Origin of the sequence: Xenorhabdus budapestensis, assembly GCF_002632465.1 — a bacterium.
Taxonomy (GTDB): Bacteria; Pseudomonadota; Gammaproteobacteria; order Enterobacterales; family Enterobacteriaceae; genus Xenorhabdus; species Xenorhabdus budapestensis.
On record NZ_NIBS01000008.1, the window covers coordinates 53,806 to 78,340 of the forward strand.

22 protein-coding genes and 1 other RNA gene are annotated in these 24,535 nt (G+C 40.6%); 8 read left to right on the forward strand and 15 right to left on the reverse strand.

Going from position 1 to position 24,535, the window contains the following annotated elements; all coding sequences use genetic code 11:
- Positions 1–24: 24 nt before the first annotated feature.
- Positions 25–393, forward strand: coding sequence for an Hha toxicity modulator TomB (gene tomB / locus Xbud_RS09350; RefSeq protein WP_099135813.1), 369 nt, complete (start codon positions 25–27; stop codon positions 391–393).
- Positions 394–439: 46 nt separating this feature from the next.
- Positions 440–643, forward strand: a complete 204-nt coding sequence (locus tag Xbud_RS09355) for an HHA domain-containing protein (protein WP_010845060.1) — start codon at positions 440–442, stop codon at positions 641–643.
- 131 nt (positions 644–774) lie between these two features.
- Here Xbud_RS09355 and ffs read toward each other — a convergent pair.
- Positions 775–871: signal recognition particle sRNA small type (gene ffs / locus Xbud_RS09360), an RNA gene on the reverse strand.
- An 878-nt stretch (positions 872–1,749) separates the two neighbouring features.
- Between ffs and tesB the strand changes: the two genes are divergently transcribed.
- Entirely contained in the window at positions 1,750–2,619 is an 870-nt protein-coding gene (gene tesB, locus Xbud_RS09365) for an acyl-CoA thioesterase II (protein ID WP_099135814.1), read from the forward strand.
- Positions 2,620–2,725: 106 nt separating this feature from the next.
- On the opposite strand, the gene amtB is transcribed toward tesB, so the two are convergent.
- The 5 genes from amtB to Xbud_RS09390 all read right to left on the reverse strand — a co-directional run bounded on the left by amtB (position 2,726) and on the right by Xbud_RS09390 (position 8,595).
- On the reverse strand, positions 2,726–4,006 hold the full coding sequence (gene amtB / locus Xbud_RS09370) for an ammonium transporter AmtB (protein ID WP_099135815.1): 1,281 nt from the start codon (positions 4,004–4,006) through the stop codon (positions 2,726–2,728).
- Positions 4,007–4,021: 15 nt separating this feature from the next.
- On the reverse strand, positions 4,022–4,360 hold the full coding sequence (glnK, locus tag Xbud_RS09375; protein WP_038262238.1) for a P-II family nitrogen regulator: 339 nt from the start codon (positions 4,358–4,360) through the stop codon (positions 4,022–4,024).
- A gap of 179 nt (positions 4,361–4,539) precedes the next feature.
- A complete protein-coding gene (locus Xbud_RS09380; protein WP_099135816.1) occupies positions 4,540–6,333 on the reverse strand; it encodes a SmdB family multidrug efflux ABC transporter permease/ATP-binding protein in 1,794 nt (597 codons plus the stop codon).
- Positions 6,317–8,065 (reverse strand): SmdA family multidrug ABC transporter permease/ATP-binding protein, encoded by a 1,749-nt coding sequence (locus Xbud_RS09385; protein WP_099135817.1) that lies wholly within the window; start codon positions 8,063–8,065, stop codon positions 6,317–6,319. Before Xbud_RS09385 ends, Xbud_RS09380 begins: the two co-directional genes overlap by 17 nt.
- Positions 8,066–8,133: 68 nt before the next feature.
- The gene (locus tag Xbud_RS09390) at positions 8,134–8,595 is read right to left on the reverse strand and encodes an Lrp/AsnC family transcriptional regulator (protein ID WP_099135818.1); all 462 of its coding nucleotides are present in this window, start codon (positions 8,593–8,595) and stop codon (positions 8,134–8,136) included.
- 121 nt (positions 8,596–8,716) lie between these two features.
- Between Xbud_RS09390 and Xbud_RS09395 the strand changes: the two genes are divergently transcribed.
- Both Xbud_RS09395 and queC read left to right on the forward strand, forming a co-directional pair.
- The gene (locus Xbud_RS09395) at positions 8,717–9,769 is read left to right on the forward strand and encodes a PLP-dependent cysteine synthase family protein (RefSeq protein ID WP_099135819.1); all 1,053 of its coding nucleotides are present in this window, start codon (positions 8,717–8,719) and stop codon (positions 9,767–9,769) included.
- A gap of 32 nt (positions 9,770–9,801) precedes the next feature.
- Positions 9,802–10,500: a 7-cyano-7-deazaguanine synthase QueC gene (gene queC / locus Xbud_RS09400; protein ID WP_099135820.1), complete on the forward strand. Its 699-nt coding sequence runs from the start codon at positions 9,802–9,804 to the stop codon at positions 10,498–10,500.
- Between the two features lie 37 nt (positions 10,501–10,537).
- Here the strand turns inward: queC and Xbud_RS09405 are convergent, their stop codons facing one another.
- The 9 genes from Xbud_RS09405 to bolA all read right to left on the reverse strand — a co-directional run bounded on the left by Xbud_RS09405 (position 10,538) and on the right by bolA (position 21,071).
- Positions 10,538–10,948, reverse strand: a complete 411-nt coding sequence (locus tag Xbud_RS09405; protein WP_099135821.1) for an acyl-CoA thioesterase — start codon at positions 10,946–10,948, stop codon at positions 10,538–10,540.
- A gap of 148 nt (positions 10,949–11,096) precedes the next feature.
- Complete coding sequence (locus Xbud_RS09410) at positions 11,097–11,480, reverse strand: ComEA family DNA-binding protein (RefSeq protein WP_099135822.1); 384 nt, start codon at positions 11,478–11,480, stop codon at positions 11,097–11,099.
- Between the two features lie 147 nt (positions 11,481–11,627).
- Positions 11,628–13,502, reverse strand: a complete 1,875-nt coding sequence (ppiD, locus tag Xbud_RS09415) for a peptidylprolyl isomerase (protein ID WP_099135823.1) — start codon at positions 13,500–13,502, stop codon at positions 11,628–11,630.
- A 170-nt stretch (positions 13,503–13,672) separates the two neighbouring features.
- A complete protein-coding gene (gene hupB, locus Xbud_RS09420) occupies positions 13,673–13,948 on the reverse strand; it encodes a nucleoid-associated protein HU-beta (protein WP_169923052.1) in 276 nt (91 codons plus the stop codon).
- A gap of 240 nt (positions 13,949–14,188) precedes the next feature.
- The gene (gene lon, locus Xbud_RS09425; RefSeq protein WP_099135825.1) at positions 14,189–16,543 is read right to left on the reverse strand and encodes an endopeptidase La; all 2,355 of its coding nucleotides are present in this window, start codon (positions 16,541–16,543) and stop codon (positions 14,189–14,191) included.
- Between the two features lie 208 nt (positions 16,544–16,751).
- Positions 16,752–18,023 carry an ATP-dependent protease ATP-binding subunit ClpX gene (gene clpX, locus Xbud_RS09430; protein WP_099135826.1) on the reverse strand — a complete coding sequence of 424 codons (1,272 nt, stop codon included), beginning with the start codon at positions 18,021–18,023 and terminating at the stop codon, positions 16,752–16,754.
- A gap of 144 nt (positions 18,024–18,167) precedes the next feature.
- The gene (gene clpP / locus Xbud_RS09435; RefSeq protein WP_099135827.1) at positions 18,168–18,791 is read right to left on the reverse strand and encodes an ATP-dependent Clp endopeptidase proteolytic subunit ClpP; all 624 of its coding nucleotides are present in this window, start codon (positions 18,789–18,791) and stop codon (positions 18,168–18,170) included.
- Positions 18,792–19,049: 258 nt separating this feature from the next.
- Positions 19,050–20,354, reverse strand: coding sequence for a trigger factor (tig, locus tag Xbud_RS09440; protein ID WP_099135828.1), 1,305 nt, complete (start codon positions 20,352–20,354; stop codon positions 19,050–19,052).
- A gap of 393 nt (positions 20,355–20,747) precedes the next feature.
- Positions 20,748–21,071, reverse strand: a complete 324-nt coding sequence (gene bolA, locus Xbud_RS09450; protein ID WP_099135829.1) for a transcriptional regulator BolA — start codon at positions 21,069–21,071, stop codon at positions 20,748–20,750.
- Between the two features lie 244 nt (positions 21,072–21,315).
- Between bolA and Xbud_RS09455 the strand changes: the two genes are divergently transcribed.
- The 3 genes from Xbud_RS09455 to Xbud_RS09465 all read left to right on the forward strand — a co-directional run bounded on the left by Xbud_RS09455 (position 21,316) and on the right by Xbud_RS09465 (position 24,514).
- The gene (locus Xbud_RS09455; protein ID WP_099135892.1) at positions 21,316–21,903 is read left to right on the forward strand and encodes a lipoprotein; all 588 of its coding nucleotides are present in this window, start codon (positions 21,316–21,318) and stop codon (positions 21,901–21,903) included.
- 83 nt (positions 21,904–21,986) lie between these two features.
- Positions 21,987–23,513, forward strand: a complete 1,527-nt coding sequence (gene ampG, locus Xbud_RS09460; RefSeq protein ID WP_099135830.1) for a muropeptide MFS transporter AmpG — start codon at positions 21,987–21,989, stop codon at positions 23,511–23,513.
- A gap of 233 nt (positions 23,514–23,746) precedes the next feature.
- The gene (locus Xbud_RS09465; protein ID WP_099135831.1) at positions 23,747–24,514 is read left to right on the forward strand and encodes a nucleoside-specific channel-forming Tsx family protein; all 768 of its coding nucleotides are present in this window, start codon (positions 23,747–23,749) and stop codon (positions 24,512–24,514) included.
- Positions 24,515–24,535 lie beyond the last annotated feature (21 nt).

Here is a 24,535-nt window from a genome sequence, read left to right on the forward strand (position 1 = left end):
CGTGCGTTGTTTACGGGGGTGATTATGGATGAATATTCACCAAGAAGACATGATATTGCTGAATTAAAGTACTTATGTGAAAATTTAATTCCCGAAGCATTTTCAGTGTTGAATCGCACTGATAATCATTGGATAAACGACCTTACTTCTGAAAAAAGCTTAAGACTAAACGAATTTATCGAACACATTACTGTGTTTGTTTGGAGTTTTAAAATTAAATATACTGATAACTACAACCTCAGTACCTTAATTGATAAATATCTGGATGAAACATATAACTTGTTTGGAAGTGATAAGATAAGCTTTGTTGAACTGACAAAGTGGCAAAGAACAAATGAACGCTTAACTAGCATTCTGTTACATGATTTGAACGCTTCTTTAAGTAAAATCTGATAAATATATTCCTAACTATTTTTATACCAAATAAGATAAGGCTATTATGACTAAAACTGACTATCTGATGCGTTTGAGAAAATGCACTTCTATTGAAACACTGGAACGTGTAATTGAGAAAAATAAATACGAGCTTTCGGATGATGAACTAGAACTGTTCTATTCCGCCGCTGATCACCGTTTAGCTGAACTCACCATGAATAAACTCTATGATAAAATCCCATCATCTGTTTGGAAATTTGTCCGCTAAGCTGCTGTGATCAGATAGGAAGTAGTGAAAGCCGGTAACTATTATCGGCTCCCCATATATCGGTCGATATGTAAACCGATTGTAGGGTAAAGATGGTGGGTTAAAAACCGCGTCTCGAAAATGGGTGAGGGCTCTACCAGCAACATTCCAGCACACACATCCCCTGCTATGGCTGCTTCTTTCCAGACCTGACCAAGTTAACAAGTTAGCGTTGCGGGAGAACCAATAGAGCCCCCATTGACGTTAGCTTTAAACTTCAAAGCGGCCGCCATTATCTTTCATACAACTTCAAATAGCAAGCCACTCCAATTTAAATGCCCATTTATTACCCACAATGATAGGTAAATCTTCAAAAAAGTTGTTTTAACATACAAAACAGCTTATAGGTTCATGTCATCACTGGCAATTTGTTCAATTGTAATAACAAAGCAACTCAGGCTCCATGAAATCAGAGCCTATTCATTTGATTGAGTATCATTATCCGAACCAAAATAGAGATGCTATCTTTTAAGGATTAATACATAAGAGTTACAATCGTGCTCTTAACCAAAATAACAAATAAAATAGTTTAATAAGATAGATCATTAGTACTTTCCTATTTAAATATATTTAATCAACATCATGTTTGAAAAATGGTGTTTAAAGAATTGCGCTTAAAAATTTGTGTTTGATCACATCAAAAAAACTATTAACCTAAATATCTAATCAATAAAAATGACTGGCACAACTAACAAACATAATAATCAATAAACAAACTTGGTAGCTAAAATATCAATTTAAAATGATGTAATGAAGTTTATGAAATCTATCAAAACATACTCACTTCAACCATCATGTCACTTACCCACATAGTTCTGATAAAAAACATCTATAAAAATAGCCATAAAAATCAAAAAATAATAATAAAACCAAACACCTATCGCATTCTTTAATAAGTATTGATAAGATTAATAACACCCTATTTCATTTCATGATGAAAACATAAAGACAAACTTTACAAATTGAATAGATTTTTTATTTTATGAAGAAGATAAAAAATCCATCAGAAATTAATATATTATTATTTTATAAAGACTTACCTAATATTACAAAAATAAGGGCACATTATGAGTCAGGCATTGCAAAATTTAATCAACCTGATGCATCTGGAAAAGATTGAAGAAGGGATTTACCGGGGACAAAGTGAAGATTTGGGATTTCCTCAAGTTTTTGGGGGGCAAGTTATTGGTCAATCTCTATATGCAGGAAAGCAAACTGTTACAGATGAGCGCATACTGAACTCCTTCCACAGCTATTTTCTCCGGCCTGGTGATAGTCATAAACCAATTATTTACGATGTTGAAATATTACGTGATGGAGCCAGTTTCAGTGCCCGCCGTATCAGTGCCATACAAAATGGCCACCCTATTTTTTACATGACAGCTTCTTTTCAGGCTCACGAAGAAGGTTTTGAACACCAGGGTCCAATGCCAAAAGTTCCTCTACCTGAAACGTTAGCACCTCAACAAGAAATAATTAAGAATATCTCTCATCAACTGCCTGACAAACTGAAAAGTGTGTTTTCAGCTTCTCCCCCGTTAGAAATAAGACCTATTAATTTCCATCGCTCTATTAATAATTCATCAGAAGAGCCTATTCGTTACGTCTGGTTTCGTAGCAATGGCAAGCTGCCGGAAGAACTCTATATTCATTATTGTCTACTAGGTTACGCCTCAGATTTAAATTTTTTACCTACATCATTACAACCTCATAACGTTCATTTTATGGAGAAAGGCATCCAGGTTGCCACTATTGATCACTCTATGTGGTATCACCGCCCATTTAGGATGGATGACTGGCTACTTTATGCAATTGAGAGCCCCTCAGCATCAGGAGGTCGTGGCTTTGTTCGTGGTCATATTTATAACCGTGGAGGTGTACTTATTGCCTCTACTACTCAGGAGGGTGTGATCCGTAAGCGAAAACATACTCAATAAACGAAACCCCAAGAGCATAGATAAACTATGCCTTGGGGTATTTCGAGAACGGGACAACATAATCAACAAAACAAAAAGTAGAAAAGTGGGCGTTTAAACAAACTAATCAGTTATAAGCACTTTCTCCGTGTGAAGTAATATCCAACCCCTCTCTTTCTGATTCAACGCTAATACGTAATCCAACCGCCAGGTCAGCAATCTTGAATGAGAAATAAGCGGTTACGGCTGACCAAACAACACACACCAATATACTGATAACCTGTATGCCAAATTGTCTTAGAATAGTCATTCCTTCCGCAAACCCTGTTCCCCCCAACGCGGAAGCAGTAAAAATACTTGTTAATAAACAACCAACAATACCGCATACGCCATGAACACCAAAAACATCACAAACATCATCAACACGCAACCAACGTTTTAATACGACTACGCCCCACAAACCGATGAACCCGGCAATCACACCAATGACTAGAGCCCCTCCAATGCCGACTGTTGCAGCAGCAGGAGTGATAGCAACCAGTCCAGCAATACAACCAGAGCATGCACCTAAAAGAGAAGGCTTATCGCGTAATAACCATTCTGAAGAAATCCATGACAGTACTGCGCCTGCCGTTGCTACCATTGTGTTCACTAATGCCAGAGCTGCAATAGCATTCACGGCCCCTGCAGAGCCAACATTGAATCCAAACCAGCCAATATAAAGAACTGCTGTGCCAATAAAAGTCATGGGTAAGTTGTGTGGTTTAAAAGCTTCCTTACCAAACCCTGAACGCTTACCCAGTAAGTAAGCACCTACTAAACCCGCAACCGCAGCATTAATATGTACAACCGTTCCACCTGCAAAATCCAATGCGCCATCCTGGGCCAGCCAACCACCACCCCATACCATATGAGCCATAGGAATATAGGAAGCAGTAAACCACAAGACAATGAAAATCAATAAGGCAGAAAAACGGACTCTTTCACACAAAGCTCCAACAACCAAAGCTACAGTGATACAACCAAAAGCTCCCTGAAAAACGACATAAATCAATTTATAGAAACTGCCATTTAAATCAGTAATGGATAAGTTTTTCAACATAACTTGCGTTAATCCCCCAAAGAAAGGGTTTCCTGCCTCAAAAGCCATGCTATACCCATAAATAACCCAGAGCACACAAACAAGTGAAAAACTTACTATCACTTGTGACATCAATGACAGAACATTCTTACGACGCAGCAACCCACCATAAAATAAAGCAATACCAGGTATCGTCATAAAAATCACAAGAATCGTATTTATCAGCATGAATACCGTATCAGCTTTATCAACCGTGTTTCCCGCAGCAAAAGCACAAGAAGGTATACCGACTATGATGCTGATAATAGCTAACCATTGTTTTCTCATTTTTCACCTTCCCATTCACAGTGCTGCATCATTCGTTTCATCTGTCCTAATCCTGACAGCATGCTGTAATTCAAAGACAAAAATCTTGCCATCTCCCATTTTCCCAGTGAAAGCAGCTTGTTTTATAACATGAATGATTTCTTCTACTCGTTCATCATGAGTAGCAATGTCAATTTTTACTTTGGGCAAGAAATTGACACTGTATTCAGCTCCTCGGTAAAGCTCTGAATGACCTTTTTGACGCCCAAATCCCTTTACTTCTGTAACGGTCATACCTTGTATACCTATATCAGAAAGAGCTTCCCGTACCTCTTCTAATTTAAAGGGCTTAATGATGGTAGTGATCAGTTTCATACTCCCCCCGTTTTTGTCTGTATTTGTAAAATGGTATTTGCAGGAACGCATTACAAAGATATTTGCAAAGGGGATGCCAAGAATTTAAAATTACTTATAATCAAATAGTTACAAATAATTCGTATTGATAGGAAATGTAAGACAGGGAGTAACCTTTTCAGTTACTCCCAATATGCACGCTAAATGTGCAGAGGTTCATTTAATGTTTCACCAACCTGTTGAAGCTGATACATCTGGTAATAACGGCCACACCTTGCCAATAGCTGTTGATGCTGACCTTGTTCTACAATTGCACCACGATGCAGCACGAATATAGAATCAGCCTCAACAATCGTTGAAAGGCGGTGAGCTATAATCACTAAGGTTGTGTGTTTACGGATCATCCGTAGAGCTTGTTGTATAGATTGTTCTGTTCCCGAATCAATATTCGCTGTTGCTTCATCCAAAATCAAAATTTGCGGTGTTTGTACCAAAACCCGTGCCATTGCCAGAAGCTGTTTTTGTCCGGCAGAAAGAGTATTTCCTTGTTCTCCCAGCCTTGAATTTATACCTCTCGGTAACTTACGAACAAACTCAGCCAGTTGTACAACTTCCAGAACCTGCCAGACTTTTTCCTCACTAATATTTCGCCCTAATGTAATATTGTCGAAGAATGAGGTAGCCAAGACGACAGGATCTTGTTGAACCATTGCCACACCATTGCGCAAAACAGTATGGGAGAGAGAAGATACTGATCGTCCATCAAGATAAATATCACCGTCTTGCCATGGGTAATACCCCATCAGCAAATTGGCCAACGTACTTTTGCCACTCCCAGTATGACCAACAAGCGCAATAAAGCCCCGTGACGGTACATGCAAATTGATATTATGTAACACAACTTTTTCATTGCGATAGGAAAAGCTTAAGTTTTCGACATCAATTCTGCCACTTGCCAAAGCTTGTTGATCAACACCATACTTCTGCTGTGGACTATCCATTAACTCAAAAACCCGTTCGCCTGAGACCACGGCTTGCTGTAATAACGATTGTTGGGCTGTCAGCTCAATCAGTGGTTCATTTAGACGTCCAAGATAGCTGATGAATGCATACAATACCCCAATCCCAATAAAATCCGTTCCCTGAAAGCCAAACAGTAACAATAGACCACACAACACTGCAGCAGAAAACAAGCTCAATAAAGGTCTTAACAGAATGCCATCCAATCGTAATGCCTGCATACGAGCCTGATAGTGGGCCCGATTAGTGGCAAACAATTTCTCACCAAAACGCGCTTGCTGACGAAATTGCTGAATGACAGTCATGCCATTAATGGCCTCATTAAAAATATTATTAATATCAGCAAGATAATATCGAACCCGCCGAATAATCGGTGTACTGAAACGCTGATAAATTATAATCACAAGAAAAACAGCAGGAAAGATCATCAGTGCAACACACGCCATACGCCAATCCAAAAAGAACATTGCTATCAACATTGCTCCAATCAGCGCAACACTACGAAAAACAGTAGGGATGACATTCACAAATAGATCTTTGATAACCTCAGTATCATTCGTCACACGAGATATTAATTGCCCAACAGGTTGGTTATCGAAAGTACTCAAAGGCTGACGTAGAGCTGAATCCATGACATCCGTCCTGATCTGCTGTACGACATCAATAGATGCCTGGTTAAACAGCAAGGACTGGAAATAATGTAAAGCAGCCGCCACCAGCTGTAATATCAAAAACACAACTGCAAGACCACTAACAACATCAAGTGGAAGATTGCCAGTTGAAACTATGTGATCGATAAAATAGCTGATAATCATCGGGCCACTGACTTCAGCCAATGCAGCAATCCATAACATCAATACAGCCAGACCAATTGGCTTACGATAGTTTTTACTGTAAGCCAACAGGCGTTTTAACGATGACCAGAGTTTACGCGTATTAGATTTCTCCATATCAGTATTACTCATATTGACCATCCAATGCGGCTTCCAGTTGTTGATAGTGGTACATATCTGAATACCAACCAGATTGCGCAATAAGCTGTTTATGCTGCCCCTGCTGAAAAATCGTACCATTTTGCATGACCAAAACATTATCGGCTTCTACTAAAGCTGATAATCGATGTGCGCTAATAATAACAGTTCGTTGCTGCCGCCATTGACTGAGATTTTTCATGATACGATGCTCAGTCTGACCATCTACAGCAGAAAGCGCATCATCCAGGATCAGAATCTCTGCATCCAATAGTAATGCTCTTGCGATAGAAATACGTTGTTTTTGCCCACCAGAAAGCATCACTCCCCGCTCTCCGACTTCGGTTTGATAACCTTGTGGTAACTGCAAAATATCATCATGCACATTCGCCAAACGGGCTACTTCTTCGATTTGTTCTTGAGTCGCATCAGGACGCCCTAGGGCAATATTCCTTGCAACCGTGTCCGAAAATAGAAAAGGAGTCTGATTCACAACAGCTAATCGTGATCGCCACTCTTCCAGCCTGAGTGCAGAAACATTGTGGGATTGAAACAATATTTCACCATCAGCAATATCAAACTGGCGTTGTAATAAAGCAAGCAACGTACTTTTTCCTGACCCCGTCGGACCACAAATTCCCAATAATTGACCCGGTAGTAACTGAAAACGAATATCTCGCAGAACAGGCACACTGTACTCTGGATAAATAAAGCACTGGATATTTGCTACCAATGTGCCGCGCTCAGCAGATAAGGAGTGTGAACCATCCTCAATTACCAGAGGCTCCTGTAACAAGCTGCGGATCCGTGTATATGCAGCACTACCACGCTCAACAATATTGAACATCCATGCCAGAGCTAGCATAGGCCAAATCATTAGCCCCAAATACATGACAAAGCTTGTCAATTCTCCCAATGTCAGAGAACCATTCACAACCATCCAACCTCCACCACCAACAGCCAATAAATTTGCAAGCGCGATAGCAATGAAGATAGTAGGGTCAAAGCGTGCATCTACATGTGCAACACGCATATTTTTACGTCCGGCCTCAGTGGCTACTTCTTCGAACTGATTGGATTGTAATTCTTCCAGCCCAAAAGCCTTTATCATTCGAATACTGGTCAAGCTTTCCTGAGCATGGTTATTGAGAGCAGAAAAAGCGCCTTGAGCCAACTTGAAACGATGGTGAAGTTGTTGACCATATCGTTTAATCACTAACGCCATAATAGGCATAGGTAACAATGATAATAGTGTCAATTGCCAACTTATCTCCACACTCATCACAATGAGTACGGCACACCCCATTACTAAGGCATCAACTAAAGAAAGTACTCCCTCACCTGCAGCAAAAACAACTCTATCAACATCATTGGTCGCCCTAGCGATTAAATCCCCCGTTCTATGACGTAAATAGAATTCAGGATCTTGACTGCTCAATCTCCGATAGAAATCACTGCGCAATTTAACAGCTAATCGATAAGAGGCACCAAATAGCCATACCCGCCAAACGTACCGTAGACCATATATGGCCAGCGCAATGATGAGCATAATGCTTATCCACATCAATAATTGACTGGATGACATTGTTTTTGCACTGATACCATCAACAATAATTCCAACCAAACGAGGTGGAATTAATTGCAATATCGCGACCATTACAAGAAAAATGACAGCACCTAAATAGCGACGCCATTCGCTGAGAAAATACCAACTTAATTGAGAAAATAATCTCACAAACCTATTCCCGGGGTAAAAATGAAAAGGATCAGCGACCACTTCACCAAAGAGATTTGAATAATTATCTAATCTGGCATGGGTAACGCCGTTGTATATTTTATTTTTTCCATTGCAAAGTTTGATGTTACATCAATCAAACCAGGGATCCCATTAACCATGCGTTTGTAGAAATGATCATAACTTTTCATATCAACAACTTCTACATGCATTAAATAATCATATTCCCCTGCCATACGATAGAATGTTAAGACTTCCGGCATCTCTTTAACAAAAGCAACAAACTGCTCATACCATTCACTACTGTGCTGTTGAGTTTTGATCATCACAATTACAGTCAAACCTAACCCAAGTTTTTCACCATTAAGTAACGCAACTTTTCCAACAATATATCCTTCATCTTCAAGCCGCTTAAGACGTTTCCAGCACGGTGTAGATGTCAAATTAACGGCTTCTGCCAACGCATTTAGTGACAGACTACAGTCCTGTTGGAGCAGCGCTAGTAGCTTACGGTCTGTTTTATCTAACATACCTATATCCTGTAGAAATATTTCCTAATAATAAAACGCAATATCAGAAAAATAATAATCTATTTCTCCGAATGTAAGAGTAATCTATACGTCAAAAATGTATTTTATCCGGGGTCAATTTATGTCGTCTTTATGGGCTACCAATGCCATAAAATCTATCCAAGCTGATTATCAACGCAGTGCTGATACGCATCTGATTAAACTCAACCTCCCCATGTTTCCTGGAGTTCATCTGTATCTCAAAGATGAAAGCACTCATCCCACTGGTAGTCTTAAACACCGACTTGCACGCTCCCTTTTCCTTTATGCACTCAGTAATGGTTGGATAGATGAAGAAACTCCCATTATTGAAGCCTCATCCGGTAGTACTGCTGTTTCTGAAGCCTATTTTGCTCGTTTACTTGGCTTGCCTTTTATCGCAGTGATGCCCGCTTGTACTGCTAAACGCAAAATTCAGGAAATCAAATTTTACGGTGGTAAATGCCACTTTGTAGAACATTCAGCCCAGATTTATGAAGAGTCAGAACGCCTGGCAAAAGAACTGAATGGTCATTATATGGATCAATTCACTTATGCTGAACGAGCCACTGACTGGCGTGGCAACAATAACATTGCAGAAAGCATTTTCCGCCAAATGGAATTAGAACCATTCCCTGAACCGACTTATATTGTCATGAGTGCAGGGACTGGCGGAACTTCCGCAACACTTGGTCGTTATGTGCGTTATCAAGGGTATAACACTAAACTCATTGTTGTTGATCCTGAGAACTCCGTTTTCTACGACTGCTATCATCAAAATTGCAGACAAATACGCAAAAATACAAGCAGTAAAATTGAAGGTATCGGGCGTCCGCGTGCCGAACCATCTTTTATACCTCATGTTATCAATGACATGCTCCAAGTTCCTGATTGTGCATCGATTGCCACCATCTACTGGCTCGAAAAACTCATTGGCAGAAAAGCAGGAGCATCAACAGGAACCAATGTCTGGGGTGCTTTGCAACTAGCCAAACAAATGCACGACAACAACCAGCAGGGTTCAATCGTGACATTGTTATGCGATAGTGGGGAGCGTTACCTTGATACTTATTACAACCCAGAATGGGTCAAAAATAATATCGGTGACATCACGCTATATCTCACGCAACTACCCAAGCTCAATAGTTATGAGTAACATATCTCCTTTAATTTAAAGAGGCAGGTATCATGAAACGAGCTGTTGTTGTATTCAGTGGTGGACAAGATTCCACCACTTGTTTAATTCAGTCACTTCACCAATATGATGAAGTTCACTGTGTCACTTTTGACTATGGTCAACGCCACCGAGCTGAAATTGATGTTGCCAGCTGTATCAGTAAAGAGCTGGGAGCAGCAGCCCATAAAGTACTTGATGTTACTTTATTGAATGAGCTTGCTATCAGCAGCCTGACAAGAGATAACATTCCCGTACCAGATTTCAATGAAAGCGAAAAAAGTGGCCTACCGAATACATTTGTTCCCGGTCGTAATATTTTGTTTTTAACTCTGGCAGCAATTTACGCATATCAGGTTGAAGCTGAAGCCGTTATCACTGGTGTTTGTGAAACTGATTTTTCCGGTTATCCTGATTGTCGCGATGAGTTTGTCAAGTCTCTGAATAATGCTGTTTGTCTCGGTATTGCTAGAGATATCCGCTTTGAAACTCCATTAATGTGGCTGAACAAAGCGGAAACTTGGGCATTAGCTGATTATTACCAGAAACTGGATTTTGTTCGCACTCAAACTCTCACTTGTTATAACGGAATACAGGGTGATGGTTGTGGTGAGTGCGCCGCCTGCCATCTTCGAGCTAATGGATTAAATCTTTATTTAAACAATACCAAGCCCACAATGGCAGAAATGAAATCCAAAACACAGCTTAACTAAATAATTCAGGCTATCAGTGAGGGGGATAAAATACCTCTCACTTCACTGCTTCATTCTTAAACTCACCAAACCTTTCTCTTAATTCACCTTCCAGTACCAACGTTTGTTGAGTTTTTAAATCAACACAAACAAATGTAGTCATAGAATCGGCGATAATTCGGTTATCACCTTTGCGTATAATCTCCTGGAAAAAAGAGCCGCTTTTATTACGCAACTCCTGCAAGGACGATTTCACTTCCAATTCATCTCCTAATACAGCAGGATGACGATAGTTAATATTGATATTGGCTACAACAAAAGCAATTTTGTTATTATTTAGCCATCGTAACATGTCACTTTCAGCGAGTAAATCCCAGCGAGCCGCCTCCATAAACTCCAAATAACGTCCATTGTTTACATGCTGAAAAACATCGATATGATAACCTCTGACTTTTATAATCGTGCTCATTGCTATTTTCCTTTCAACTCATCTGACCAGTCAATTTATTAACAATAGCAAAACATTTTAATTACAATAGCGTTTAATCAATTATTTTTGATCAGTATCACAACCCTCTTGATAAAATCATCAGCACATTCATCAAGAGGGCTTTTAATCAGTAGGTTAATTTATCCCGGTTTTTCTCTATAAAAGCAGGACCAATACCTTGTACTTCCTGTAACTGCTCAATTGCTGTGAATGGGCCATACTTTTCACGATATTCAATAATTGCCTGTGCTTTTTTGGCACCAACACCATTAAGTTCTTTCGCTAATTCTTCAGCATTCGCCGTATTGATATTAATGCTTCCTTTTCCTGAGAGCGCTTTTTCTCCCTTATCCCTCGATTCATTTTTCTCAGTAGTGGTTTTATTCAGATCAGGTGATTGTGTCAGCACCACTTTATTAACAGCCTCTCCTGCTGCAATAGCATGAGATAACGGCATACTAATACCAAAAGTAAGAATAAATGAATTAAATAATATCCTTAAATACTTCATAAAAATGTCTCCATGTTTTGTTGATGGAGGAAAGAGTGCCATAATAAAAATTCAGAACAACAGGCAAGATTCAAATATGCGAAAGGCCACGAAAGTGGCCTTTTTCAATTACTGTTTTGCAAAATCAGTTGCGAGTAACTTCGCAATTTACTCAATTTGCCCTATTTTAATTTCAGCATTATCACGTAAATTAGCGACTACAGATTCCAGCATAGCATTACCCATCTGGTACTGCTCAATCATCATATATTGTTTAATCTGCTCTTCTGAAACAGAGCCAGGCACAACTTTATTCAATTGAACCAAAACAGCATTGCCAAGCCCATCATGAGCTAATCCATATACTGGTTTACCACCTTTAGGATGAGGCAAGGTAAATACCACATCAGTAACCGGGCTGGCTTGTGGCATACGTGTCATTGCTGTTGGTTCACCAAACTGAAGCCCTGCTGTTTTTAGAGCTTGTTCACCTTTACCTTCTTTTAATGCTGTAAGAAGATTTTCACCATCAACCTGTAACTGTTTTTCAGCTTTTTGACGTTTTACCAATTCAGTAACCTGAGTTTTAGCCTCTTCAAATGGCATAATAGATTCAGGTTTAACATCATCCACCCGAATAATAAAAGCCCTGTCACCATCAACAGAGATTACATCAGAATTTGTTCCTGAAGCGCCTTTATCATCCATCAGATTACCAAAGAAAATAGCCTGAACTACCTGACTGAAATTAATATCAGCTGGGATATGATCTCGGTCAAACCAATCAGTAGTAGCAGCTTTATAACCAGCGGCCTGTTCTGCCGCAGCTAAGGACTCATTATCATTGGCGGCAGCTTCACTGACTTTTCTCTGCAATGCATAAAACGCATCAATTGCTTTTTCTTGTTTTACCGTTTTTTCTATTGTTGTGCGCTCATCCGCTAATGGCTTAACTACCTGAGGTTTAATATCATCCAAACGGAAGATTGCATACCCATTAGATAATTTGATGGCATCAGAAAGTTGCCCTTTTTCCGTTAAATGAGCAGATTTAATCTCATCAGGTGAAGAGCTGTCTTCCATCCAGCCTAGCTCCCCTCCTTGCTGAGCAGAATATTTATCTGTCGATTTTTCTGCTGCCAATTTGCTGAAATCGGCACCTTTTTTCAATTCATCAAGAATCGATTTTGCATCAGCTTCAGATACAAGTTGGATAAGACTGTATTTCTTCCTTTCTGGTTGTGTATATTTTGACAGGTTATTTTTATAATACTTTTCAATATCAACATCAGTTACGGTAACATTTTTCAGTTCATCCGCAGCATCCATCTTGATATAGCTGACTTTGACTTTCTCAGGCACTGTGAAGCGTTTACTATTCATATCATAGTAATTTTTCAGTTCTTGCTCTGTTATTGTCTGCTTTGCTTCAACTGATTTCAGTTCAAGAGTTGCCAAACGAACCGTTCTTTCTTGCAAAGACAATTCTGCCATCTGTTTAATTTCTGTCGGCAAAGCAATTTCTGAGCCCAATAACGTTGCACGAAGTTGACGGGTAATCAATTCCTGCCGAACTTGTTCCGCATAATCATCTGGACTCCGGCCTACTCTGGTTAACGTTTCCAGATATTTATTGTTATCAAATTTGCCATCCTCGGTCTGGAAATAAGGTTGTTTGCGGATCTCTGCCTTCACTTGCTCATCACTTGCTGATAGACCCAGTTTATTTGCATATTGTTCAAGCAAAACCGCATTAATAAGACTATCCAATGACTGGCGTTTCAGCAGTCTCACTTGCTGCTCATTACTTAGCAGAGTTGAGAATTGATCTCCCAGTCTTTCCTGTAATGAAATTTTTTCTTGTTGAAATACCTGCTCTAACTGAGCACGACTAATGGTTTGACCATTCACTTTGGCAGCATAATTACCGCCTTCACTTGACAGGTAGCCTGTTACACCTGTCACCAAAAAGGTCAGGATAATTAGAGCCAACACGATTTTAAGCACTGGGCCGTTTGCCGCCGTGCGTAGGTTATCCATCATAAAGACGTAAAACTCCGCTTTAGTGAAAAAGAAACTATCATCTTACGCTAATTCGAACGCTAAGAGAAAAAAAGCGCATCAATCAAGTGATGCGCTTATATTCCAACCTATCAGTTAGATCCAGTCAGTTTATAACTGTCATAGTAAATGAGACAGGTTATTTATGTTCATTACCCGTTAACAGCATCTTTCAGCCCTTTTCCTGCACGGAAAGCGGGTACTTTTGCTGCTGCTATTTTGATTTCCTTGCCTGTCTGAGGGTTGCGTCCTGTACGAGCAGCACGCTCACGTACAGTAAATGTGCCAAACCCTACCAAAACGACATCATCACCGCCTTTCAATACACCAGATACTGAAGAAATGAATGCATCTACTACACGCCCGGCAGCTGCCTTAGAAATATTTACATCAGCAGCAATTTTGTCGATCAGTTGTGACTTATTCACTCTTATCATCCCCATTTTGTTTTACTAACGTAACAAATACCTATTTAGAACGGATAACACGACAGTCTCGCCGTCATCTCAACCAATTCCAGTATTAGCAAGAAATTATAGAACAGCAAAATATTTAATCAGATCTTTAGATTAAACTAACTTAATGAGACAAAAAAAGGCTGGCAAGCCTGAATTGACTTACCAACCTAGTTTTTATAAAGAGTCTTGAGTTAGCTCACTATTTTTGTACTACTTTAGTGAGACAACCTCAGCACCAAATGCAGGATCCTGTAAAGCAATAGTTAAAACGTCTTCCATACGCTTAACCGGATGAATTTCCAAATCTTGAATTACGTTTTGTGGGATCTCTTCTAGATCTCGTTTATTTTCATAAGGGATAATGACCGTTTTAACTCCACCACGATGAGCTGCCAGCAGTTTTTCTTTCAAACCTCCGATAGGCAAAACAAGACCACGCAGAGTAATTTCACCTGTCATCGCTACATCAGCACGAACCGGATTACCTGTCAGACAAGAAACCAGTGCTGTACACATTGCGATGCCTGCACTTGGACCATCTTTCGGTGTTGCACCCTCCGGGACATGAACATGAATATCACGTTTTTCGTGGAAATCCGAACTAATACCCAACTTATCTGCGCGAGCCCGAACTACAGTCAGTGCGGCCTGAATGGATTCCTGCATCACTTCACCCAACGAACCGGTATAAGCCAATTTCCCTTTACCCGGTACACTGGCTGTTTCAATTGTCAGCAAATCACCACCGACCTCTGTCCATGCAAGCCCAGTGACTTGACCAACACGGTTTTCAGTATCTGCACGACCATAATCCACTTTCTGAACACCCAGATAATCTTTCAGGTTATCAGCATTGATTTCGATATGCTTAAGCTGCTTATCCATCAACAGAGCCTTGACTGCCTTACGACACAGCTTAGAAATTTCACGTTCCAAACTACGCACCCCGGCTTCACGGGTGTAATAACGGATTATGCTAATAATCGCCCCATCATCAATGGTCAATTCACCTTTTTTCAAGGCATTGCGTTCTATCTGTTTCGGCAACAAGTGACGCTTGGCAATATTTAGCTTCTCGTCTTCGGTATAACCTGATAAACGGATCACTTCCATACGATCTAACAAAGGTGCCGAAATGTTCATAGAGTTGGATGTTGCCACAAACATCACATCGGACAAATCATAGTCCACTTCAAGGTAGTGATCGTTAAATGTCACGTTTTGTTCAGGATCAAGTACCTCTAACAAAGCAGCAGCAGGATCACCACGCATGTCAGATGACATTTTGTCAATTTCATCCAATAAAAACAGTGGGTTTTTAACCCCTACTTTGGACATTTTTTGAATTAATTTACCCGGCATTGAACCGATATAGGTACGACGATGCCCACGTATTTCAGCTTCATCACGTACCCCGCCCAGAGCCATACGAATATATTTACGACCTGTCGCACGAGCAATAGAACGTCCCAGTGAGGTTTTACCCACACCCGGTGGCCCAACCAGACAAAGAATTGGGCCTTTGATTTTACTAACCCGGCTTTGCACTGCCAGATATTCAAGGATACGTTCTTTCACTCGCTCCAAACCATAATGGTCTATATCAAGTATTTCCTGCGCCTTCAGCAAATCTTTTTTCACTTTGCTACGTGCATTCCAGGGAACCTGCACTATCCAGTCAATGTAGCTACGAACAACTGTTGCTTCTGCTGACATTGGGGACATCATTTTTAATTTTTGTAACTCAGCTTCCGCCTTTTCCCGTGCCTCTTTTGGCATTTTGGCGTCTTCGATCTTACGTTTCAGCATTTCATATTCATCAGGTGCATCATCCATCTCACCCAATTCTTTCTGAATCGCTTTCATTTGCTCATTCAGGTAGTATTCGCGCTGGCTTTTTTCCATCTGTTTTTTGACGCGATTACGAATACGCTTTTCTACCTGTAACAGATCGATTTCTGATTCCATCATAGCAATCAGATATTCAATGCGTTCAACAACATCAGACATCTCTAAAACAGCCTGTTTGTCATTGATTTTCAATGGCATATGGGCAGCGATGGTATCTGCTAATTTTGCTGCATCTTCAATGCTGTGCAATGATGTCAATACTTCCGGCGGGATCTTTTTATTCAGCTTGATATAGCCTTCAAACTGATTAATGGCGGTTCTTACCAGGACTTCTTGCTCACGCTCATCAACAATCGGGGAATCCAGATATTCAACCTGCGCATAAAAGTACTCTCCATTATCCGTTAATGTTGTAATACGAGCACGCTGCAAGCCTTCAACCAGAACTTTCACTGTACCGTCTGGTAATTTTAACATCTGTAGAACAGAAGCCACTGTACCTACGGAAAACAGATCATTAACTCCCGGTTCATCGGTGGATGCTTCTTTCTGCGCTACCAACATGACCTGTTTGTCATGATCCATTGCTGCTTCCAGACAATGAATCGATTTCTCTCGCCCAACAAACAGAGGGATCACCATATGTGGGTAAACCACTACATCACGCAAAGGCAATACAGGGATTTCTATGCGTTCGGAACGCTCAGGGTTCATAGAGCTCTCTCTTCGTTTAGCTTTCGCCAGTTTTTAGGAATCTCGTGAAACACGGTTTTCACGAGTTTCACTTCAAAGAATATAAAATATATGGGGACAGGAATCTGACATTCAATAGCCTATGTCTGCAAAAAGCAAAATGAGGGATTCTCCCTCATTTTATTTTTTCAATGCGTATTGATAGCTGGTGCTTCCTACCCCATTTTCGTCACTCACCAGAAACTTGAGCATCCGGCTTGCTATATATCAATAATGGTGCGGATTTATCTTCAACAACTGTCTCATCAACAACAACTTTTTCTACATGTTCCATTGATGGAAGATCGTACATTGTATCCAGCAAAACACCTTCCACAATTGAGCGCAGTCCACGTGCACCTGTTTTACGCGCCATTGCTTTTTTCGCAATCGCTGTCAGTGCTTCTTTTCTGAACTCCAGCTCAACACCTTCTAGATTGAACAAAGCCTGATACTGTTTTGTCAAAGCGTTTTTTGGCTCTTGCAAGATTTGGATCAACGCTTCTTCATTAAGTTCACCCAACGTTGCCACAACAGGCAGACGGCCAATGAATTCAGGAATAAGTCCAAATTTGATCAAATCTTCCGGTTCAACCTGAGCAAGCAATTCACCTTCTGTCGCCTTATCCGATTCACCTTTAACTGTAGCACTAAAACCAATTCCAGAGCTGACATTCAAACGCTGGCTGACAACGTTGCCTAAACCGGCAAACGCTCCACCACAGATAAACAGAATCTTAGAAGTATCAACCTGAAGGAATTCCTGCTGTGGATGTTTACGACCACCTTGAGGGGGAACGGCTGCCACTGTGCCTTCGATCAATTTCAAAAGTGCTTGTTGAACACCTTCACCTGATACGTCACGTGTTATTGAAGGGTTATCAGATTTACGAGAAATTTTATCTATTTCGTCAATATAAACGATACCACGCTGTGCTTTCTGTACATCGTAGTCACATTTTTGCAAAAGTTTTTGGATAATATTTTCTACGTCTTCCCCAACATAGCCCGCTTCAGTCAAAGTCGTGGCATCAGCCATAGTAAAAGGCACATCTAAATAACGGGCAAGGGTTTCTGCCAATAAAGTCTTACCACTACCTGTTGGCCCAATCAGCAGAATATTACTTTTACCTAACTCTACACCGCTATTGGTGTCTCCATTACGCAGTCGCTTGTAATGGTTATAAACAGCTACTGCTAGCACTTTTTTCGCCATTTCCTGACCGATGACATAATCATCCAAATGTTGACGAATTTCATGAGGGGTAGGTAATGTACTACGCTCACGATGTGGTACTAGCTCTTTAATTTCTTCGCGAATGATATCATTACATAAATCGACACATTCATCGCAGATATACACTGACGGGCCAGCTATTAACTTCCGAACTTCATGTTGGCTTTTCCCGCAGAAAGAGCAATACAGCAGCTTTCCTGAACCGTCTTTGCGCTTATCTGTCATCAGTCAACCTCACTTTATGAGCTGTTATCCCAGTCTCTCTGGCATAACAGAAAAAACGCTGCCATTACTCCGCCGAATTAGGTGTTAGCACAAAAAGTCACCTTAAAATTATAGTGTTGGAGTAATAAATTAATTATCAATAAATTAGTTGCGATGGGTAAATATACTATCAACCAATCCGTATTCTACGGCTTCCGCGGCTGACAAGAAACGGTCACGTTCTGTATCTTCAACGATCTTCTCAAGTGTCTGTCCCGTATGTTTTGCCATCAATTCATTCATACGAGCTTTAACTTTGAGTATTTCCTGCGCATGGATCTCAATATCTGTCGCCTGTCCCTGGTATCCGCCCAGTGGTTGGTGGATCATAACTCTGGAATTTGGCAAACAAAAACGCTTTCCTTCTGCGCCAGCTGTTAGCAGGAAGGCCCCCATTGAGCAGGCTTGCCCCATACAAATAGTACTCACATCTGGTTTAATAAATTGCATCGTGTCATAAATAGACATACCAGCTGTGATAACCCCACCCGGTGAGTTGATATATAAGTGAATGTCTTTTTCTGGGTTTTCTGCTTCCAGGAATAGCATTTGAGCGACAATTAAATTCGCCATATGATCTTCAACTGGGCCAGTCAGAAAAATAATTCGCTCTTTTAATAAGCGGGAATAAATATCGAACGCACGTTCTCCACGTGCTGTTTGTTCAACCACCATCGGCACCAAAGACATGTTAGGTGCATATTGATCTTGCTTGCCACTGTATGACATTTCCGTCTCCTAATAGAACTCACGCTGGTGCCATTCATAACTGATTCTACGTGAGATAAGCGATGATGACCATGATCCAAAGTTAACTAACAGAGGACTCTCCCTCTATAAAAAGTAGTAAGCCTTTACATAATAGTAAGAAAGGATATGAGGTTAAATCTGTTTTTTTCAAGAACAATAAAAAACCCGCAGGCCAAGCTTGCGGGTTTACATCACTGAGAGAAAAATTCATTACCTCAGGTAATCAATAAATAAAACTTATGCCAGTTGGTTCTGATTCATCAGATCGTTGAAGCCAGTTTCTTTTTCAGAAACTTTTGCTTTGCTCAGAACCAATTCAACAGCTTGCTCTTCCAGAGCAATGTTGCGAATATTGTTCATCATTTCTTGATTTTTGCTATAGTATTCAAAAACTTCTTTCGGATCTTCATAAGCAGAAGCCATTTCTTCGATCAGCGCATTAACACGCTCATCATCAACTTTCAGCTCATTGCTGCTGATAACTTCGCCTAACAGTAAGCCAACAACAACACGGCGTTTTGCCTGCTCTTCAAACAGCTCACGAGGCAGTTCCAAAGCTTGTTTTTCAGAACCACCGAAGCGCTGAGCTGCTTGACGACGCAGTACATCAATTTCACCGTCAACAACCGCCGCCGGAACTTCAATTTCGTTAGTCTTAACCAGACCATCCAGAACCTGAGTTTTAATGCGGTTACGCACTGCATTTTTCAGTTCGCGTTCCATATTTTTGCGAACTTCTGCACGCAGGCCGTCAACAGTACCATCAGCAATACCAAAGCGCTTGATGAATTCTTCAGTCAGTTCTGGCAGTTCACGCTGTTCAACTTTCTTCAGGTTAATAGCAAACTTCGCTGCTTTACCTTTCAGGTTTTCTGCATGATAGTCTTCTGGGAAAGTGACATCGATTGTGAATTCTTCACCCACTTTGTGACCAACGATACCCTCTTCAAAACCTGGGATCATTCGGCTCTGTCCCATTGCCAGAACGAAATCAGTTGCTTTACCGCCTTCAAACTCTTCACCATCAACAGAGCCATTGAAATCAACAGTTACACGATCTTCTGCAACCGCTGATTCATCAGTTTCTTTCCAATCAGCCTGCTGTCTGCGCAAAGTTTCCAGCATTGTGTCAACGTCTGCATCTTTTACTTCAACAACTGGTTTTTCAACTTCAATGTCTTCCAGACTTTTCAGTTCGATTTCTGGATAAACTTCGAATTCAACTGCAAAAGTGAAGTCTTCACCGTTTTTAAACTGTTCTGGTTTGTAGCTTGGTGCGCCAGCTGGATTAATTTTATTCTCAATGATTGCATTGACGAAGTTGCGCTGCATCAGATCACCAAGAACATCTTGCAGAACGGAAGCACCATAACGCTGTTTGACGATATTCATAGGCACTTTACCTTTACGGAAACCGTCAATACGAACTTTCTTCGCTACATTAACCAGTTCACTGTTAACTGCTTTTTCAATGTCGGCAGCAGGAACGGTGATTGACACACGACGCCCAAGGCCTTGAGTTGTTTCAACAGAAACTTGCATCTTGTTACCTCAAAAAAATCATAGTGCTCGGTCAACTTCAGAATGGTGCAACGTCTAAAACAGGTTAATTACATCACTCTTCAAGAACCGGGGCGGTCGCATTTAAAAACCGAGAATCCCTGTGATCAGAAGCGCCCCGAACGAAACTATTGTAAAAATTTAGACGCAGCATTATAGCGATTCAGACAGTATGAGTCGAGAATTGCAGACAAAAGCATGCACTATTCGTTGACTTAATGTGATATGCATTGCCCAATGGCTACATCATGATATTGACCATTCGGTATGAATATAAACAAAAATACAGCCCGAAGGCTGTAGTCTAACTTGAAAACCAGATTAATAAAAAATTAAGTAATATGTTGTTGTACGGTATTGTTATACAGTACAACCTTATAAAGTTGATGTCGTTGAACTTCCTCCCCGACATGCAGGTGAGGCCAGAACGGTATCTTCCAATTCAGCCCACTCTTTTTCTGTATAAGTATGAAGCGCTAAAGCATGTACTCCTTCTTCCATCTCCTTAGCCAAAACACTATATACTGAGCGATGGCGATTGAGGATTCTCTGCTCAACAAACGCATTGCTGATCACAATGATTTTAAAATGACTTTCAGAACCTGCTGGTACATTATGACGATAACTTTCATCGATCACTTCCAGATGAGAAGGCTTAAATGCCGCCTGTAACTTTGTTTCTATTTCCTGACGAACCATCTCATTCTCCTTAGTCACCAAAGGTTATTAATCAACCATATATTGATTCTAGTTTATTTCCCGTGATTTATAACATCAGGGCATCCAAATATCTTTTATAGAGTTTACTTTAAGCATTTCCCCACATCTTTCAGTTAGTAAGCATTAGGGATATGCCGTTACCTACGGCAATGCTATGATTGCGACAGTTTATACTGCCTGTATTACTATATCGGGTATCCGTATTCTGAATGAGAACACTTACATGCTAAAGAAAATATTGACTCCATTTATCGCACTTCTCTTTCTAGCCAACTTATCTGGCTGTGCAGACACCAGCAATACATTGGCTATTCAACCTAAAATTACCTTGCCATCGGCAGATCCTACAATGAAAGCGATTACAATCAGTATTAGTGGGGTCGATCATCGGCAATCTCAAGCCCTGGCCCAAATTAACCGTGATGCAAAATTAGTTACGCTGCTGCCTTCACGTGATTTACGCTTTTTACTGCAAGAAGCACTGGAAAAGCAAATGGTTGCTCGTGGTTATATGATTGGCTCTCCGGCGAATGCCAATTTACAAGTCGTTGTGAATCAACTTTATGCGACAGTAAAGGAAGGAAGCCTACGCCACGATATTGCAGCGAAAGCAGAAATCTCAATTATTGTTTATGCTCAAGATGGTAGTAAGCAAATCAAAAACTACCGCACCAGCTATAATGCTCAGGGTCCATTAAACGCAACTAACCCCAAAATCGCTGATGCCGTTACTACTGTACTATCTGATGTGATTGCAGACATGGCTCAAGATTCGTCAATCAGCACCTTCATTAAACAGAACGTTCGCTAACAGGTAACAGAATATAGACTTTCTGCCTGATTTTGTTGAACTTTCCTCTGATAGATTATGGGCAGAAAGTATTAGAAGGGCTTATGACGAATCACACACTGAGTTTATCTACAATACGCAACTACCGTATTCTTCTTTTATTGGGTTTTGCCTCTGGTCTCCCCCTTGCCCTCACCGCAGGAACATTACAGGCATGGATGACTGTCGAAAACGTTGATATCAAAACTATCGGCTTTTTCACTTTAGTCGGTCAGGCCTATGTTTTTAAATTTCTCTGGGCACCTACAATGGATCGTTATTCCCCCTCGTTCTTAGGACGTCGGCGCGGATGGATGCTCATTACCCAACTTTTACTCATTGTCAGTATCGGGGCAATGGGATTTCTCGACCCATCGCAACATTTATGGTGGTTAGCTGCATTAGCTGTTGCTGTCGCCTTTTTCTCGGCTTCTCAAGATATTATTTTTGACGCCTATAAAACTGACATTCTGCTACAGGAAGAACGAGGGGCTGGAGCGGCTATTTCTGTACTGGGATATCGGCTAGCAATGCTGGTTTCCGGCGGCTTGGCGTTATTGATAGCGACTTATATTGGCTGGCATAGTATGTACTGGTTAATGGCAGGTCTGATGCTGATTGGCGTTTATGCCACTCTTACTGCTAAAGAACCTCAGATTGACGCAGCGCCACCAAAAACATTACATCAAGCTGTATTTGAGCCTTTATTTGACTTTTTTAGTCGAAACAATGCCTGGCTTATTCTGCTCTTAATAGTGATGTATAAGCTGGCTGATGCTTTTGCCCTCTCACTCAGTACCCCTTTTCTTATTCGCGGAGTAGGTTTTAATCCGGCTGAAGTCGGTATGATTAATAAAACCCTTGGCCTGGCTGCCACCATTATAGGGGCTCTGTATGGTGGTTATTTGATGCAGAAGTGGAGCTTGTTCCGTGCATTGATGATCTTCGGACTCCTTCAAACCGTTTCAAATTTCGGTTATTGGATACTTGCCGTCACTCCTAAGGATATTTATGTTATGGGTGGCGCTATTTTTCTGGAGAATATCTGTGGCGGTATGGGCACGGCAGCATTTGTTGCCTTACTAATGACGCTTTGTAATAAATCATTTTCAGCAACCCAATTTGCCCTTCTTTCTGCACTATCCGCAATAGGACGGGTTTATGTTGGTCCAGTTGCAGGCTGGTTTGCCGAAGTACATGGTTGGCCAATGTTTTATTTGTTCTCCGTTGTGCTTGGATTACCGGGGCTTGCTCTCTTACTTGTCTGCCGCAAAACACTGGCTTATACCCAAAAAACTGATAATTTCATTTCTCGAACATTATTCAGTCATTACTATCGGTTAGCCTTCCTGACCATGACATTGGCTGCACTTATTTTTATTACCTGGTTAATTATAAGTAGCCTACTATTTGTGATAACTCATTTAGTCACTTTGATATTGTTTATTTCTCCAAAATATATTCTGCTTTTCAATGAGATCAGTGACTTTATATCTCCTATGCTCTCCTGGAGTGTTGTCATTGGTGCCATAGGATTGCTACTGGGAGGTACCTTGGATTATGTGGCATTGAAGAAAAGTAAACTTGCTTAAAATTCTGCCCGTTGCAACAAAAGACTGACAAAGTTCAGTCTTTTGTTGCTCCCATTTAGTGATAATTATCACAATAAAAATAAAAAACTGAAATTATGTGACCTAAGAAACATCTTTTCTTATAGGGAAATATTTATACTAATAAATATTATTATTCTCATGTTCGCATTCATTTTGTTTCGAACTATCCATAATATTTTTTATATGTTTAAAAAAACACATAAAGGGAATTTATGAAAAAACATATTCTGACACTCACCGCAGTTGCTACTGCCTTGGTTTCTGCTTCAGCCAGCGCGGAATATCAGTGGGGGTTTGCCAATGTCAGCATGAACTACCTTGACTGGAGCAAACACACTACACATAAAACAGGGCAGACCTCTCACAAAGACGACTTTGCTTATCTGGAACTAGAAGGTGGAGCTGGTTTCAGTTGGGGAGAGCTATATGGCTTCTTTGACTTAGAAAACCCATTTAACAGCAAAACTGCACAACCTGGTGATAATCGACGTTACGCTTTCAAAACAACAGGGCGTTTTTATCTGGGAGAAACAGGTTTCAACCTTTATGGACACGTTTATGGAACCTACTCACAACCTGGGAAAGCTAACGGTGGCAACTTCCATGAAGTAAACACACTCTATGGATTGGGCTATAACACGACCTTTGCTGGTCTGTGGTTCAAACCTTTTGTTGCCCTGCACTATGTTGACCAAACTTTCTACTCAGGAAATAACGGTTATGTCGTAGGCTGGGTTGCGGGATACGATTTCAATCTTTGGGAGCAAAAATTCAGTGTCACAAACTGGAATGAAATCGAACTGAACCGTAATAAACGCTATGGTAATGGTGGCCGTGATGGTGTTAACGGGGCTCTGGGATTATGGTGGACTCCACACACTTCTTTTACTACTGGTATCCAATACCGCTATGCCAATAATAAACTAGGCGAAGATTTCCTTCAGGATGGTATTGTTTACAGTGTAAAATATAATTTCTAACAATTAGTTTAACTGATGAGC